We start from the raw sequence: 15,343 nt of genomic DNA, 5'->3' as shown, positions 1-15,343 counted from the left end.
GAACGCTGGAGGTGAGCGCGTGCCCACCCCCTGCCCCCTCCCGCTAGCGGGAGGGGGTTCTAGGACTTACAGCCCTTCGACGAACGTCGCGTAGGCGGCTTCGTCCATCAGGCTGTCGAGTTCGCTCGGGTCGCTGAGCGTCAGCTTGAAGAACCAGCCCGCGGCTTCGGCGTCCGAGTTCACCAGGCTGGAGTCGTCGGTCAACGCCGCGTTGCCCTCGGTGACGGTGCCCGAGACCGGGGAGTACACGTCCGACGCGGCCTTGACCGACTCGACGACCGCGGCTTCGTCGCCCTTGCTCAGCGTCTTGCCGGCTTCGGGGACGTCGACGAACACGACGTCGCCGAGCTGGCTCTGCGCGTATTCCGAAATGCCGACGGTGCCGACGTCACCGTCGACGTCGACCCATTCATGATCCTGCGTGAAGTAACGGCTCATATCACTTGGCTCCTGCGCGGACGTAGCGGTGGGGAATGAAGGGCATCGCGGTGACGGTGGCGGTGTGGACCTTGCCGCGCTGCGCGATTTCGATGCGGGTGCCGGGCGTCGACAGCGCGAGCGGCACATAGGCCATCGCGATCGGCTTCCCGAGGGTGGGTGCGAAACCACCGCTGGTGAGGCGGCCGATCGGCGCGCCGGTGTCGTCGATTACCTCGGCACCCTCGCGCGCGGGCTGGCGGCCCTCGACAATCAGGCCGACACGCTTGGTGGCGGGGCCGTGCTCGCGCTGGGTGAGGATACGCTCGGCACCGGGGAAGTCGGCGGCTTCGCGGCGGCGCTTCGACAGCGCGAAACCGAGGTCGGCCATCACCGGCGTGATCTCGGGATCGAGGTCGTGGCCGTAGAGCGGCAGGCCGGCTTCGAGTCGCAGCGAGTCGCGCGCGCCGAGGCCGATCGGCTTGATCTCGGAGAGCGCGAGCAGCGCGTCGGCGAACGCGACGGCATGTTCGGCGGGGAGCGAGATCTCGACGCCGTCCTCGCCGGTGTAACCCGAGCGGCTGATCCACAGCGGGACGTCGTTCCAGTGGAACGCACCGGCGGTCATGAACACGAGCGCGTCGACGCCGGGGACGATCCGCGCGACTGCCTCGACCGCCTTGGGGCCCTGCACCGCGAGCAGCGCCTGGTCTTCGAGGATGTTGATCGTGACGTCGTCGGGCAGATGCTCGATCAGGTAGCTGATGTCGTCATACTTGGTCGCGCCATTGACGACGACGTAGAAGCTGCCGCTGGCAGTCGGCGACGGGTGGAGCGGGTCGTACGCTTCAGGCTCGACGTCCTGCGCCGAGAAGGGCGACGGCTGGTCGTCGGGCAGGCGCGTGGCCATCAGATCGTCGAGGATGCCGCCGTCCTGCGCCAGCAGCAGCGAGTAGCGCATCTTGCCCTCGCCAAGGCCGGCGATGTCGCCCGGCAGCACGGTCTCGAGCGCGTGTGCGACGCCTTCGCCGGAGAAGACGAGCTGGCCCATGTGGCTGACGTCGAACAGGCCCGCCGAGTCGCGCGTCCAGGCGTGTTCGGCCATGATGCCTTCATACTGGATCGGCATCTCGTAGCCCGCGAACTCGACCATCCGCGCGCCTTGTGCGCGGTGCCATGCGTCGAGCGGCAATGGCAGGATCTCGGGCTCAACGTAATCGTCGGCCTGGTCGATGATGCTGGCGTAATCGCGCAGTTCTGGGTCGCTCATGGTCGTCTCCGTCGAAGGGGCGCGCGGCACCAATGGGTGCAACGATCCGAACCCCCTCTGTCACGGGACCTGAGAGCTTTCGCGCGGGACTTGTCCAGCGCTTACCCCTTCGGTGGCCCTCGGCGCGAGGCCAGGACGCTTTCCAGAGTGTCGATCAGCCCCGCGCGGTCTCTGGTGCCTGAGAGATTCCGGGGTGGTTGCTCCTTCGGCGGTTCCATCAGCCCTGAAAGGACCGGAAACGCTCTCCCGCGCGGTGCCATGCCAGTTGCCCGACATCGACGCCGCGAGTTGTGACGCGGCGCACAATCTTAGTCAATCGAGGGTTTGGGATTCGAGGAGAAAACGCCTGCTCGACCTGAGAGGAAAGCACCACCCCGGCGAAGGCCGGGGCCCAGTTGGAAAGGTCGTCGTAACAGCGGACCATCCGTCGTTACTACCGTCACCCAACTGGGCCCCGGCCTTCGCCGGGGTGGTGTCTGGGGTTGGGTGTACCAACCCTAACCATGCCGCGCGTTACTCGACCGTCACGCTCTTCGCGAGATTCCGCGGTTGATCGACATCCGTGCCCTTGAGCACCGCCACGTGATACGCCAGCAACTGCACCGGCACCGCGTACACCAAAGGCGCGATCAGTGGGTGGACCTTGGGCATGGTGATCGTCGCCATGCAGCCTTCGCCGGCCGCCTGGATGCCGTCGTAATCCGAGATCAGCACGACCTTGCCGCCGCGTGCCATGACTTCCTGCATGTTGCTCACCGTCTTGTCGAACAGCGGGCCCGACGGTGCGATGACGATGACGGGGACGTGCTCGTCGATCAGCGCGATCGGGCCGTGCTTCATCTCGCCGGCGGCATAGCCCTCGGCGTGGATGTAGCTGATTTCCTTCAGCTTCAGCGCGCCCTCGAGCGCCAGCGGGTAATCCGTCCCGCGGCCGAGATACAGCACGTCGCGCGCGCTGGCGATGTTGTGCGCCATCGCCTCGATCGCTTCGTCATACGCGAGCGCGCCGTTGAGCGCGGCGGGTGCCTCGGCGAGGTGGCGGACGATCTCGCGCTCCTGGTCCCTTGTCAGCAAACCCTTCGCGCGCGCCAGGTTGGCGGCGAGTGCGGCAAGCACCGCGAGCTGGCAGGTGAACGCCTTGGTCGAGGCGACGCCGATCTCGGGGCCGGCATGCGTCGGCAGCAGCAAATCCGCCTCGCGCGCCATCGAGCTGGTCGGCACGTTGACGACGACCGCGATCTTCTGGCCCTCGGCCTTCGCGTGGCGCAGCGCCGCCAGCGTGTCCGCGGTCTCGCCCGACTGCGAGATGAACAGCGCGAGGCCGCCGTCTTCCATCACCGGCGCGCGGTAGCGGAACTCGGACGCGACATCGAGGTCGACGGGGACGCGCGCGAACTGTTCGAACCAGTATTTAGCGACCATGCCGGCGTAGAAGCTCGTCCCGCATGCGACGATCGTCACGCGCTTGATCGTGGACAGATCGAACTCTGGGATCGGCAGCGAGACCTCGCCTTCCATCCGCTTGAGGTACGAGCGGAGCGTCTGCGCAACGACGATCGGCTGCTCGTAGATCTCCTTGAGCATGTAATGCTTGTGGTTGCCCTTCGAGATCACCTCGCCGGTGATCCCGGACAGCGTGATCGCGCGCTCGACAGGAGCATTGTCCCGGTCGTAGACCTGCGCACCGTCACGGGTCAGCACGACCCAGTCACCCTCGTCGAGATACGCGATCCGCTGCGTCAGCGGCGCGAGCGCGAGCGCGTCTGAGCCAAGATACATCTCGCCCTCGCCGTGACCGACGACCAGAGGCGAACCGAGGCGCGCGCCGATCAGCAGGTCGGGATGCTGGCGGAACAGGATCGCGAGCGCGAACGCTCCGTGAAGGCGCGGCAGGATCTCGCGGACGGCCGATACCGGGTCCATGCCCGCCTCGATCTTCTCGCTGACGAGATGCGCGACGACTTCGGTGTCGGTCTCGCTGGTGAAGGTCCGGCCGCGTGCGATCAGTTCGTCGCGCAGCGGCTTGAAGTTCTCGATGATGCCGTTGTGAACCACCGCGACTTCGCCGGTGGCGTGCGGATGCGCGTTGTTGGTGGTCGGGCCGCCATGCGTGGCCCAGCGGGTGTGGGCGATCCCGGTCTTGCCGGGCAGCGGATGTGCGGCGAGTTCGTTGGCGAGATTGACCAGCTTGCCCGACGCCCGACGCCGCTCGATCGCGCCGTCATTGTCGGTGGCGATGCCCGCAGAATCATAGCCCCGATATTCAAGCCGTTTCAGGCCGTCGAGCAACCGACCTGCGACGTCTTCGCCGCTCAAAATTCCAACGATGCCGCACATCAGATCATACTCCGGGGAAACAGGATTTCGCTTGCGAACTTCATCGAGCAGCCTTGCGTGCGATCATCTTCTCGCGGAAGCGCGCTGCCCAACCTGGCTTCGAGGTCTGCGGCGGACGCACCAGCGCCAGCGCATCGGCCTCCACGTCCTGCGTCACCACCGACCCGGCTGCAACGATCGCGCCTGCGCCGATGGTCACGGGCGCGACCAGCGCGGAATTCGAGCCGATGAACGCGCCCTCGCCGACGACGGTCCGGTATTTGAAATATCCGTCATAGTTGCAGGTGATCGTCCCCGCGCCGATGTTCGCGCCCGCGCCGATGTCAGCGTCGCCGATATAGGTGAGGTGGCTGACCTTCGCGCCCTCGCCGATGATCGCCTTCTTGATCTCGACGAAATTGCCGACCTTGGCGTCCGCACGGAGGTCCGCGCCGGGGCGGAGGCGCGCGAAAGGCCCGACATTGGCGCCCTTGCCGACGGTGGCGCCTTCGACGTGGCTGAACGCATGGATCGTCGCGCCGTCCGCGATGAGCGCGCCGGGACCGAAGACGACGTTGGGCTCGATCACGACGTCCCGGCCGATCTGCGTGTCGTGTGAGAACCAAACGGTGTCGGGCGCGATCAACGTCGCGCCGTCCGCCATCGCCTGCGCGCGCCGCGTCGCCTGCCAGGCGCCCTCGACACCGGCGAGTTCACCGCGGCTGTTGACGCCGGCGACTTCGTCCGCGCCGGTCTCGATCACCGCGGACGAGCGGCCGTCCGCGCCCGACAGCCCGACGATATCGGTGAGATAATATTCGCCTGCCGCATTGTCGTTGCCGAGCCGGTCGAGCAGCGCGAACAGGTCGGTCGAGTGCACCGCCATCAGCCCGGAATTGCACAGCGTCACCGCGCGTTCCGCCTCCGACGCGTCCTTGTACTCGACGATCCGATCCATCCGGCCCGCGGCGTCGGCGATCACGCGACCATAGGCGCCGGGATCTGCGGGGCGAAAGCCGAGCACGACGACGGCGGGCATGTCGTCACCGTGCAACCGGTCGATCATCCGCTGCATCGTCGCCGCGGTGACCAGCGGCACGTCGCCGTAGAGGATCAGGACGTCGCCCTCGAACCCCGCCAGCGCGTCGCGAGCCTGCGCGACCGCATGGCCCGTGCCGAGCTGCTCCGCCTGGAGCGCGGTGGAAATACCGAGCGGTGCGACCGCCGCCTCGACCTGCTCGCGCCCTGCGCCTGTCACCACGACGGTTTTTGCCGGATGCAGCGCGGCTGCGCTTGCGACCAGATGCAGCAGCATCGGCCGCCCGGCGATCGGGTGGAGGACCTTGTGCAGGTCCGATTTCATCCGCGTGCCCTTACCAGCGGCAAGAATAACGACCGCAATCGGGTGTGCGGGGGAAGGCGCCGAAAACGGTTGGTCGTTGGAATGCGTCATCATGGAAGGATCGCTGCCACGAAAGCCTTGCCAATTCCATAGCGCCGCTGGCAGGCGTAGCTGCAATGACGTATTTTTCTTTCGATATCGTCGGGTTCGACCTCGACGGTACGCTTCTCGATACCAGCGGCGACCTGGCCGCCGCGGTCAACCACGCGCTGATTACGGCCGGTCGCCCGGAATTGAGCGTCGAGCAGGTCAAGCCGATGATCGGTGGCGGCGCGCGGCATATGCTCAAGCAGGGCCTGACCGCGACCGGCGGCTATGACGAGGCGATGCTCGACACGCTGCACGCCAAGCTGCTCGCCTATTACGAGGCGAACATCTGCGTGCTGACCAAGCCGTACCCGGGCGTCATCGAGGCGGTCGATGCGCTGGCGGCGAACGGCGTGACGCTGGGGATCGTCACCAACAAGATCGAACGGTTCGCGCGGACCGTCCTCGACCAGCTCGGCCTGACCGATCGGTTCGCGTGCATCCTCGGCGGCGATACGCTGGCCGAGTCGAAGCCGTCGCCGATGCCGATCCATGAGATGGTCCGACTTTGCCGGGAAAGCGGGAGCGGCAGCGGACGCGCCGCGTTCGTCGGCGATTCGATCTTCGATATCCAGGCGGGACAGGCGGCGGGGCTGCCAACGATCGCGTGCAGCTTCGGCTTCCTGATGCAGCCGGTCGAGGAGCTTGGCGCCGACGCGGTGATCGACGGCTATGCCGAATTGCTGCCGACGCTCGAAAGGCTCGGCGCATGAACCGGCCGCTGTTTCTCCGCATCGCGCTGGTCTTGGCGATCGTGTTCGCGGTGACGATGGCGTTGCTGCCCAAGCCGCCGCACATGCCGATCGACCAGTTCGGCGACAAGTTCGAGCATATGCTCGCGTTCGCGACGATGTCGCTGCTGGCGGCGTTCGCGTATCCGACCGCCAAGCTGTCGCGGATCGGCGAGCGATTCTCGTTTCTCGGCGCGCTGATCGAGGTGCTGCAGTCGATCCCGTCGCTGCACCGCGATTGCGATATCCACGACTGGATCGCGGATACGTTTGCGATCACGGTCGTGCTGCTGATCGTCTGGGCCGTGCGGCGCCAGCGCGGGGCGCGGTTACCGTAGGTCTGGCGCCCTAACCCTTGCGGAACTTGGTCCAGAGATGCCGTGCGAGCATTGCCGGCGGCATCCGCAACCAGTGCGAGCGGATGTAGAAGGCGAGCCGCGTGATCGGTCGCGTCGGCCTGCCCCAGCCATCGCGTGCGGTAAGGCGGCGGACATAGAGGCGATCGATACCGCGCACGTCGCCCGTACCGAACAGCGCGTCGACCAGCCGTAGCGACCGCGCCACCTGTTCGTGCAGGCCGTGCCGACGTGCATCCGCCTCGAGCCCATCGGTCCCGAACTCGTCGACCAGGCACCGGATATCCCACAGATTACGCAAGCCGCCCGCCAGATCGCCGTCCGCGAACAGATGCGCCGCGGCATGGACGATCATTCCGTTCGGCGACAGCGTGCGCAGTCCGTTCTCCAGCGCCACGCTGCCTTCGATCAGCGCCGGCGCCTCTGGCGTGACCCGCGCGGTGAGCGGCAGGATCGTGTGGTGCACGTCGATCATCCGGTCGCGCTCGCGGTGGATCAGCGGCGGGAGTTCGTGCATCCAGCGCCGGTAATAGACGTCGTCATACGGATCGGGCTTCACCCATTCCCAGCCCGCCGCCAGCAACGCCGCCTCGACCGCATCGAGCGACGCGCGCGGCACCAGGATGTCGAGATCGCCGATCGACCGCCCCTGCCCCGCCGACAATCCCGCCGCGACGAACGCGGTCCCCTTCAACAGCACGACCGGGCAGTCGACCGCGGCGAGCGCCCGCCGCGCCATCTCCGCTTCCCAGAGCGCGACGCGCCGGCCCTGCTCGGCAGAGGCGCGCGCGTCTGCCAGGATCGTCCTTACCGCGCCAGGCATTGGCAGACCGTCGAGGCGGGTGGCCAGCGTCCCGATCAACTGCTCGGCGCGCGCCATCGCCAGCAAGGCCGTCCAGCCATCCGCATCGAGCCCGACGACGCTGGCCGGATCGGCAAGCGCGCGCGAGAGCATGCGGGCATCGGTCACAGTGCGGCCCACAGCGCCTCGACCTGCTCGATCGCGCTCGCCCCGTCGGGATAGTCGATTGCCACTGAGGGAACCCCCGCGATCAGGCCGGTCAGCGCACGGAACCCGGCCTCGCCCAGCGCAACGTAATTGGTCGACGCCTGCGTCATCCGCACGAACGCCTCGGCCGGCGGCACCGGTCGCGTTTCCGCCTCGAACCCGTAGCGAGGGAATACCAGCAACGCCGGGCGCGCTGGAACGTCCATCGCCGCGATCGCGCCTGCATCCGGAACCATATGGCGAATGTCGCCCTTCGGCGTCGCCGGCATCAGCGGTCCCATTCGCGCGTCGGGCCATGCCGCCTCGGCCGCGGCGACCGCTTCGTTCTTCAGGCTGATCAGGCGCGGAAACGCGTGGACCAGTCCGGTCGCCGGATCGAGCAGCGCGAACTCGTCGCCCATGAAGCGCCACCCCTTCGCCGCGAGCAGGGTCGCCAGCGTCGACTTCCCCGCCCCCGAAATCCCCGTCATCAACACCGCCCGCCCATCGCGCTCGACCGCCGATGCGTGGATCAATAGATACCGCCGCGCGCCCAGCGCCATCTGGAGGTTCATCGCCATCTCGGCCGCGAGCAGACCCTGCCGCAACGGCAACGGCGCCGCTTCGGGCAGCATGTAGTCGCCGCCGATCTCGACCGAGGGGCGGATGAGCCGCCGCCAGGGTCGGCGCGCAAAAAGGCGCACGGTGAAGTCCGGCACGCCGTCGGTCGGCTTGGGGTAGTTGCGATACAGCGTCTCCAGCTGCGCGATCGGCGACCGCCAGTCGGAGCCGATGCGGAACCCGATCGGGCCGATGCGCACGGCAAACGCGTGCCTCACGCCGCCTCGACCAGTCCGGCTTCGACCAGTTCGTCGAGCCGCGCCGCCAACGCCTCGCGCGTTCCGTCGCTCAGGTCATAGTCCTGCCCCAGCCGATCGAGCAGCGCATCGAGCGATAGTCCGCCCTCACACAGCACGGCCAGGATCTGCGGCGCGGGTTCGGTCAGCAGATGCGTGATCCCCGACGCCCGGTGATAGACCGCGGTGAATTCGTCGAGCGGCGCGATCAGCAATCCGTCGGTCGGCGGCGCTCGATAGACCGCGTCGTCCACGGTCTCAGGCGCGCGGCATCTGCAACGAGGCAAAGCAGGTGAAGCCGCCCTGGCCGCGCTGCAACCGGCGGATATAATTCACATAGGCTCGGCTACGCTCGGAATCGGTCCCGGGCAGGCTCCTGCCGGTCGCCATCGATCGCTTGACCTCTTCGCCCTTGAACGGGCGCGACGACGAAGGGAACGCTCCCTTGGTGCGCGCTGGAACGACCCTGCCGTTCGCGTCGATATAGCTGCCGGCGCGGCCCGGATCAGGCACCGGGATTTCGCAGTTGAGCACTGAACCGGCGGTCTGCGCGAGCGCGGGCCGGATCGACACGACCGCACCCGCCGTCACCGCGCCGAGCGCCAGGACGCGACGACGCGTCGGCACGCCGTCCTCGCGGTGCTCCGGGATCATGGCCGGATCCTGCTCTGGTCGCGTATCGTCGCTCATGATGCCCCTGTTATTCCCAAGCCCTTTCACAATCCTGAAGCGCTGACAATATAGCCGCACTGATCGTACCGAACTAGGACGGGTGCGCGCCCCGTCCGCGCGCCTTGGAGATCACCATGCTTTCCGGATTTGGCCTGCGTACCTTCTGGGCGATCGTCGTCGTCATCGTCGCCTCGGTCGCGGTGTTCGTTATCACGCGCGATATCCAGGGCGCGATCGTCGCGGTGGTCGGGGGCGTCGCCGCCGCGCTGGTGGCCGCCGGTACCGGGGACGAAGCGCCCACCCCGGACGACACCCTGTCCGCCGTGCCCTCGGTGATGGACGAAGTGCTCGACGCGATCGTCGCGCCGGTGATGCTGGTCCAGGACGGGCGGGTTACGCTGGCCAACAGCGCGGCGCGGACGTTGCTCGGCGCGCACATTCTCGGCGAGGATGCACGCGTCGCGATCCGCCATCCCGCCGCCGCCGAGCGACTCGGCACGCCGGGACCGATCGACGGCGAGCGGCCGATCGAACTCGTCGGGCTCGGGACGCGCGACCAGCGCTGGGAGATGCGGCTCGGCGAGGCGTCGGACGGCCAGCGGATCGTCCACCTCGTCGACCAGACCGGCAACTACGCGGCCGAGCGGATGCGGATCGATTTCGTCGCCAATGCCAGCCACGAACTCCGCACGCCGCTCGCGTCGATCCTCGGCTTCATCGAAACGTTGCGTGACGAGGCCGGCGAGGATGCCGAGGTCCGTGCGCGCTTCCTGAAGGTGATGGACGACGAGGCGCGACGGATGCAGCGGCTGGTCGAGGACCTGATCTCGTTGAGCCGGATCGAGGCGGAGAAGTTCCGCCTGCCCGATCAGGCGGTCAACCTCGCGCAGTTGGTCACCGACGTCTGCGCGGAGGTGGTCGATGCCGCGGGCGATCGCGGGCTCGATCTGGTCGCGACGATCGATCCCCGCCTCGCACCGGTATCCGGCGACAAGGCCCAGCTGTCGCAGATGCTCCACAACCTGATCGGAAATGCGATGAAATACGGTCGCGCGGGAACGCCCGTCTCGATCGATCTGAAACGCGACGATCTGAGCATGATCCGATTGTCGATCCGCGACGAAGGCGACGGGATCGCGGCGGTGCACATTCCGCGGCTGACCGAACGCTTCTATCGCGCCGACGCGGGGCGCAGCCGGTCGCTGGGTGGCACCGGGCTCGGGTTGGCAATCGTCAAGCACATCGTCGAGCGTCACCGCGGGCGGCTCGACATCGCGAGCCAGGTCGGCGTCGGCACCGTCGTTTCGGTCATTCTGCCCCCGAGCGGCGGCGCGGCCAAAGGCGCTGTCATAAAAGGGTAACCCAACTGTCACACAGGATCGTCTTAAGTACCGCTAAGGCCGGTGCATGACGGGAATTCTGGTGCAGCGGTTCGTTCTACTTGGGGTGTTGGGGGCAGTGACAGGCGCTCTGGCCGCGTGCGTCGATCAGGCGAACGGCGGCGGTGCGGGCTCGCGTGACCAGATCACCGCGGTCGGATCGTCGACGGTCTATCCGTTCACGACGATGATCGCCGAACAGCTCGTTGCCAACGATCCCGACGCGAAGGCGCCGGTGATCGAATCGACCGGGACCGGGGCCGGCATGAAGCTGTTCTGCGCAGGCGTCGGCGCGGCGCATCCCGATATCGAGGACGCATCGCGGCGGATGAAGGCGAGCGAATACGCGGCGTGCGCCAAGAACGGCGTGCGCGACGTGATCGAGATCCAGGTCGGGATCGACGGCATCGCGTTTGCCGAGGCGAAGAACGGCCCGAAGATGCAGCTCACGCCGACCGATCTCTACAAGGCGCTCGCCGCCAATCCGGGGGGCAAGGTGAATACCGCGCGGGTCTGGCGCGACGTCAATCCTGCGCTGCCCGCGGTGCCGATCCAGGTTTATGGGCCACCGGCGACTAGCGGCACGCGTGATGCGCTGGCCGAGCTGATCCTGACCAAGGGGTGCGAGGCGAGCGATCCTTCGGCCAAAGCGCTCGCGAAGTCCGATGCCGAGGCGCACAAGGCGCTGTGCACGCGGGTGCGCGAGGACGGCGTGTATGTCGATGCGGGCGAGAACGACAATCTGATCGTCCAGAAATTGCAGTCGAACCCCAATGCGATCGGTGTGTTCGGGTACAGCTATCTCGAAGAGAACAAGGACGACGTGAACGGGGTATCGATCTCGGGCGTCGCGCCGACCTATGCGACGATCGCGGACAATGCGTATCCGGGGTCTAGGCCGCTGTATATCTATGTGAAGAAGGCGCATCTGACCGCGATTCCGGGACTGCGGGACTTGTTGAAGCTGTATGCGGCGAACTGGGGTGCGACGGGGCCGTTGGTGAAGCGGGGGTTGATTGCTTCGCCGGCTGAGATTCAGGCGCGGTCGGCGGCGATTATTGCGAACGAGACTGTGCTGGATCCGGCGGTGTTGTCGTGATGTTTGGCCCACGCAATCGCACGCCCCTCCTCGTTCCCCCGCGAAAGCGGGGGCCCAGGAACCACACGCGCTATCCTGGCTTAGCTGGGCCCCCGCGTCCGCGGGGGAACGGGGATTTGGCGGCGGCAACATCACCGAGTAGCGCCACCACCCCGGCGGAGGCTGGGGCCCAATTGGGGACCGTTGCATTGGCGAGTGCAGCGCCCCGTTACCCCAACCTTTCCAATTGGACCCCGGCCTTCGCCGGGGGGGAGTCCCCCCCAGTGCTCCATCGGGTGCATGCCGAAATAGCAGCATTCGGAGGACACGTCTGATGTCCCCCATCGCCCTCCTCTTCCTGGTCCTAGGCATCGGCCTCATCGGCTGGCTAACCGCGCGCGTCCGCGCCACGCGCTTCCGTGCCGGCAGCACCGTGCGGTTCAGTTCGCTGCCGTCGCATCACGGCTGGTACGTCGCGTTGTGGACCGCGATCCCGCCACTCGTCTTCCTCGTCGTCTGGTCGATGACCGCGCCGGCGCTCGTCACCGATGCGGTCCTTGCCACGCCGGCAGCGATCCAGCTCCCGCCACCGGGCTTCGACCGCGCGTCGATCCTGTCCGAAGCGCGCAGCCTCGCAGACGGTCGCAGCTTCGGTGCGTTCCATGGGCTCGCGCGGACGCTGGCCCCGTCCTACGCCGCGGCGCAATCGCGCTACGACTGGATCGCCACCGCCGCCGCGCTGCTGCTCGCTTTCGCAGGCGGCGCGTTCGCCTTCACGCGCGTCAAACCCGGGTTCGGCGCGCGGACGCAGGTCGAGCGGGTGGTGATGCTGATGCTGCTCGGCGCGTCGCTGATCGCGATCCTGACCACGGTCGGCATCGTCGCGTCGCTGCTATACGAGTCCGCGCGGTTCTTCTCGGTCGTGCCGATCACCGATTTCCTGTTCGGCACGCATTGGAGCCCGCAGGTCATCGACGCGCGCGATCCGGGCGCGTCACTAGGCGCGGTGCCGCTGTTCTGGGGGACGTTCTTCATCGGCGCGGTGATCGCGATGATCGTCGCCATTCCGTTCGGACTGATGAGCGCGATCTACCTCACGCAATATGCCGCGCCCAACACGCGCAAATGGATGAAGCCGATCCTCGAGGTGCTCGCGGGCGTGCCGACCGTCGTCTACGGCTATTTCGCCGCGCTGACCGTCGCGCCCGCGGTGCGTGACCTCGCCGTATCGGTCGGGATCAGCTGGGCGTCGTCGGAAAGCGCGCTCGCCGCGGGGCTCGTCATGGGCATCATGATCATCCCGTTCGTGTCGTCGATGGCGGATGACTCGATCGCCGCGGTCCCGTCGTCGATGCGCGACGGCAGCCTCGCGATGGGCGCGACCTCGTCCGAGACGATCCGTCGCGTGCTGCTCCCGGCCGCGCTACCCGGTGTGGTCGGCGGCGTGCTGCTCGCCGTGTCGCGCGCGATCGGCGAGACGATGATCGTCGTCATGGCCGCGTCCGGCGTCGCGACGCTGACGCTCAACCCGTTCGCGAGCACCACCACCGTCACCAAGCAGATCGTCGACCTGCTGACCGGCGAGGCCGAGTTCGAAAGCCCCAAGACGCTCGCCGCGTTCGCGCTCGGCCTGACGCTGTTCGTGGTCACGCTCCTTCTCAACATCGTCGCGCTGCGCGTCGTCAAACGGTACCGCGAAGCCTATGAGTGACACGCTCGTGCCCCAGATTCCGGTGACGAATGCCGAGCCAGTGCGCCGCGTCCCGACCGACTGGACGACGCAGGCTATGCAGTCGCGCATCCGCCGTCGCTATGCATCCGAGCGCCGCTTCCGCTTCGCCGGGCTTGCCGCGGTATGGCTGTCCGCTGCGTTCCTGGCCTATCTGCTGATCACGATGGTGATGCAGGGCGCGAGCGGGTTCGTCGAGACGCGCGTGTCGCTCCCGGTCGATCTCGCCGCCGCCAAGCTGCCGATCGAGCCCGCCCGCCTCGTCGGTCGCGGCGCCGATCTCGCGCTCGCCGGCGCAGGGCTGGAAGGCACCGTCGACCTCGCCGCGACCAAGGCATTCGGCAAGGACGGCACCGACCTGCTTTCCGACGGCGCCTGGGCGGTGGTCCGCGATGCGATCAAGGCCGACCCGTCGCTGCTCCAGCGCAAGACCGTGTTCGAGGTGCCCGTCTCCAGCCCGATCGACGTCGCCGCCAAGGGCAACGGCACGCGCGACGCCGAGGCGATCGTCGCGCGGCTGAAGGCGAGCGGCGCGCTGACCCGCGGATTCAACGCCGGCTTCCTCACCTCCGCGGACTCGACCGATGCGACGCGCGTCGGGATTTGGGGGGCGTTCAAGGGGTCGCTGCTGACGATGATCGTAACGCTGTTGCTGGCGTTCCCGATCGGCGTGCTGTCGGCGCTGTACCTCGAGGAATATGCGCCGAAGAACCGCTGGACCGACCTGATCGAGGTCTCGATCAACAACCTCGCGGCCGTGCCGTCGATCATCTTCGGGCTGCTCGGGTTGGCCGTGTTCCTCGGCACGTTCGGCATGCCGCGCTCGGCACCTATAGTGGGCGGCCTGACGCTCGCGCTGATGACGATGCCCGTCATCGTCATCGCCGGGCGCAACGCGATCAAGGCCGTGCCGCCGTCGATCCGCGACGCTGCGCTCGGCATCGGCGCATCGCCGGTGCAAGTCGTCTTCCACCACGTCCTTCCGCTAGCTTTGCCAGGTATCCTCACCGGCACGATCATCGGCATGGCGCGCGCGCTGGGCGAGACCGCGCCGCTGCTGATGATCGGCATGCGCGCGTTCATTGCAGCCCCGCCGTCCGGGCTAAGCGATCCCGCGACGGTGCTGCCCGTCCAGATCTTCCTCTGGTCCGATCAGGTCAGCCGCGGCTTCGTCGAGAAGACCTCCGCCGCGATCATCGTCCTGCTCGTGTTCCTGCTCGCGATGAACGGCGTCGCGATCTATCTCCGCAACCGATTCGAGACCCGCTGGTGATGCCAAAACCTTTCAAGCCTCCCGTCCTCAAGATGACGGCGCGCAACGTGTCTGTCGCCTATGGCAGCAAGATCGCGATCAACGATGTCTCGATCGACGTCGACCAAGACGAAGTCGTTGCATTCATCGGCCCGTCGGGCTGCGGCAAGTCGACCTTCCTACGCACGCTCAATCGGATGAACGACACCGTCGCGAGCGCGCGCGTCACAGGCGAGATCAAGCTCGACGGCCAGGATATCTACTCGCCCGACATGGACGTGGTGCAGCTCCGCGCGCGCGTCGGCATGGTGTTCCAGAAGCCCAACCCGTTCCCCAAATCGATCTACGAGAACGTCGCCTACGGCCCGCGCATCCACGGGCTGGCGGGCGCGAAGGCTGACCTCGATCGGATCGTCGAGAAGTCGCTGCGACGGGCTGGCCTGTGGGACGAGGTCAAGGATCGCCTTTCGGACAGCGGTACGGCGCTGTCGGGCGGCCAGCAGCAGCGGTTGTGCATCGCCCGCGCGATCGCGGTCGATCCCGAAGTCATCCTGATGGACGAGCCGTGTTCGGCACTCGATCCGATCGCGACGGCGAAGATCGAGGAGCTGATCCACGAACTGCGCGGCCGCTATGCGATGGTGATCGTCACGCATAACATGCAGCAGGCGGCGCGCGTCAGCCAGAAGACCGCGTTCTTCCACCTCGGCACGCTGGTCGAATACGGCAACACCTCGGACATCTTCACCAATCCCCGCGAAGAGCGGACCAAGGATTACATCACCGGCCGTTACGGCTGAGTCGGGAAA

General features: G+C 67.2%; 15 protein-coding genes and 1 riboswitch. Of the genes, 7 read left to right on the top strand and 8 right to left on the bottom strand.

Annotated features, from left to right (window positions below):
* Positions 1-66: 66 nt before the first annotated feature.
* From gcvH to glmU, 4 genes are all read right to left on the bottom strand, one after another.
* Complete coding sequence (gene gcvH, locus C8J47_RS03135; RefSeq protein ID WP_056057335.1) at positions 67-438, bottom strand: glycine cleavage system protein GcvH; 372 nt, start codon at positions 436-438, stop codon at positions 67-69.
* 1 nt (position 439) lies between these two features.
* Positions 440-1,687, bottom strand: coding sequence for a glycine cleavage system aminomethyltransferase GcvT (gene gcvT, locus C8J47_RS03130; protein WP_121884391.1), 1,248 nt, complete (start codon positions 1,685-1,687; stop codon positions 440-442).
* Positions 1,688-1,842: 155 nt separating this feature from the next.
* Positions 1,843-1,946, bottom strand: a riboswitch (glycine riboswitch).
* Positions 1,947-2,200: 254 nt separating this feature from the next.
* Positions 2,201-4,024 carry a glutamine--fructose-6-phosphate transaminase (isomerizing) gene (gene glmS, locus C8J47_RS03125; protein ID WP_121884390.1) on the bottom strand — a complete coding sequence of 608 codons (1,824 nt, stop codon included), beginning with the start codon at positions 4,022-4,024 and terminating at the stop codon, positions 2,201-2,203.
* A 40-nt stretch (positions 4,025-4,064) separates the two neighbouring features.
* Positions 4,065-5,456, bottom strand: coding sequence for a bifunctional UDP-N-acetylglucosamine diphosphorylase/glucosamine-1-phosphate N-acetyltransferase GlmU (gene glmU, locus C8J47_RS03120; RefSeq protein ID WP_121884723.1), 1,392 nt, complete (start codon positions 5,454-5,456; stop codon positions 4,065-4,067).
* Positions 5,457-5,521: 65 nt separating this feature from the next.
* Here glmU and C8J47_RS03115 point away from each other — a divergent pair, with 65 nt between their 5' ends.
* Positions 5,522-6,205: an HAD family hydrolase gene (locus C8J47_RS03115; RefSeq protein WP_121884389.1), complete on the top strand. Its 684-nt coding sequence runs from the start codon at positions 5,522-5,524 to the stop codon at positions 6,203-6,205.
* On the top strand, positions 6,202-6,561 hold the full coding sequence (locus tag C8J47_RS03110; RefSeq protein ID WP_121884388.1) for a hypothetical protein: 360 nt from the start codon (positions 6,202-6,204) through the stop codon (positions 6,559-6,561). The genes C8J47_RS03115 and C8J47_RS03110 overlap by 4 nt, the downstream gene beginning before the upstream one ends.
* Before the next feature lie 10 nt (positions 6,562-6,571).
* On the opposite strand, the gene C8J47_RS03105 is transcribed toward C8J47_RS03110, so the two are convergent.
* Genes C8J47_RS03105 through C8J47_RS03090 form a run of 4 tightly spaced genes read right to left on the bottom strand, consistent with a single transcriptional unit; the run spans position 6,572 to position 9,078 of the window.
* Entirely contained in the window at positions 6,572-7,549 is a 978-nt protein-coding gene (locus C8J47_RS03105) for a nucleotidyltransferase family protein (RefSeq protein WP_404969239.1), read from the bottom strand.
* The gene (locus tag C8J47_RS03100) at positions 7,546-8,406 is read right to left on the bottom strand and encodes an HprK-related kinase A (protein ID WP_121884387.1); all 861 of its coding nucleotides are present in this window, start codon (positions 8,404-8,406) and stop codon (positions 7,546-7,548) included. Before C8J47_RS03100 ends, C8J47_RS03105 begins: the two co-directional genes overlap by 4 nt.
* Positions 8,403-8,678 (bottom strand): HPr-rel-A system PqqD family peptide chaperone, encoded by a 276-nt coding sequence (locus C8J47_RS03095; protein WP_121884386.1) that lies wholly within the window; start codon positions 8,676-8,678, stop codon positions 8,403-8,405. Before C8J47_RS03095 ends, C8J47_RS03100 begins: the two co-directional genes overlap by 4 nt.
* Before the next feature lie 4 nt (positions 8,679-8,682).
* Positions 8,683-9,078: a hypothetical protein gene (locus C8J47_RS03090; protein WP_183129021.1), complete on the bottom strand. Its 396-nt coding sequence runs from the start codon at positions 9,076-9,078 to the stop codon at positions 8,683-8,685.
* Positions 9,079-9,230: 152 nt separating this feature from the next.
* Here C8J47_RS03090 and C8J47_RS03085 point away from each other — a divergent pair, with 152 nt between their 5' ends.
* From C8J47_RS03085 to pstB, 5 genes are all read left to right on the top strand, one after another.
* Positions 9,231-10,457: an ATP-binding protein gene (locus C8J47_RS03085; RefSeq protein ID WP_121884385.1), complete on the top strand. Its 1,227-nt coding sequence runs from the start codon at positions 9,231-9,233 to the stop codon at positions 10,455-10,457.
* Positions 10,458-10,503: 46 nt separating this feature from the next.
* On the top strand, positions 10,504-11,574 hold the full coding sequence (locus C8J47_RS03080; RefSeq protein ID WP_121884384.1) for a substrate-binding domain-containing protein: 1,071 nt from the start codon (positions 10,504-10,506) through the stop codon (positions 11,572-11,574).
* A gap of 313 nt (positions 11,575-11,887) precedes the next feature.
* On the top strand, positions 11,888-13,264 hold the full coding sequence (pstC, locus tag C8J47_RS03075; protein WP_121884383.1) for a phosphate ABC transporter permease subunit PstC: 1,377 nt from the start codon (positions 11,888-11,890) through the stop codon (positions 13,262-13,264).
* Entirely contained in the window at positions 13,257-14,555 is a 1,299-nt protein-coding gene (gene pstA / locus C8J47_RS03070; protein ID WP_121884382.1) for a phosphate ABC transporter permease PstA, read from the top strand. Before pstC ends, pstA begins: the two co-directional genes overlap by 8 nt.
* Positions 14,555-15,334, top strand: coding sequence for a phosphate ABC transporter ATP-binding protein PstB (gene pstB, locus C8J47_RS03065; protein ID WP_056051462.1), 780 nt, complete (start codon positions 14,555-14,557; stop codon positions 15,332-15,334). The genes pstA and pstB overlap by 1 nt, the downstream gene beginning before the upstream one ends.
* The last annotated feature ends 9 nt before the right edge of the window (positions 15,335-15,343 follow it).

The sequence above is a fragment of the Sphingomonas sp. PP-F2F-G114-C0414 genome (assembly GCF_003688595.1).
Classification (GTDB): domain Bacteria; phylum Pseudomonadota; class Alphaproteobacteria; order Sphingomonadales; family Sphingomonadaceae; genus Sphingomonas.
This window is presented reverse-complemented; position numbering and strand designations above follow the sequence as displayed.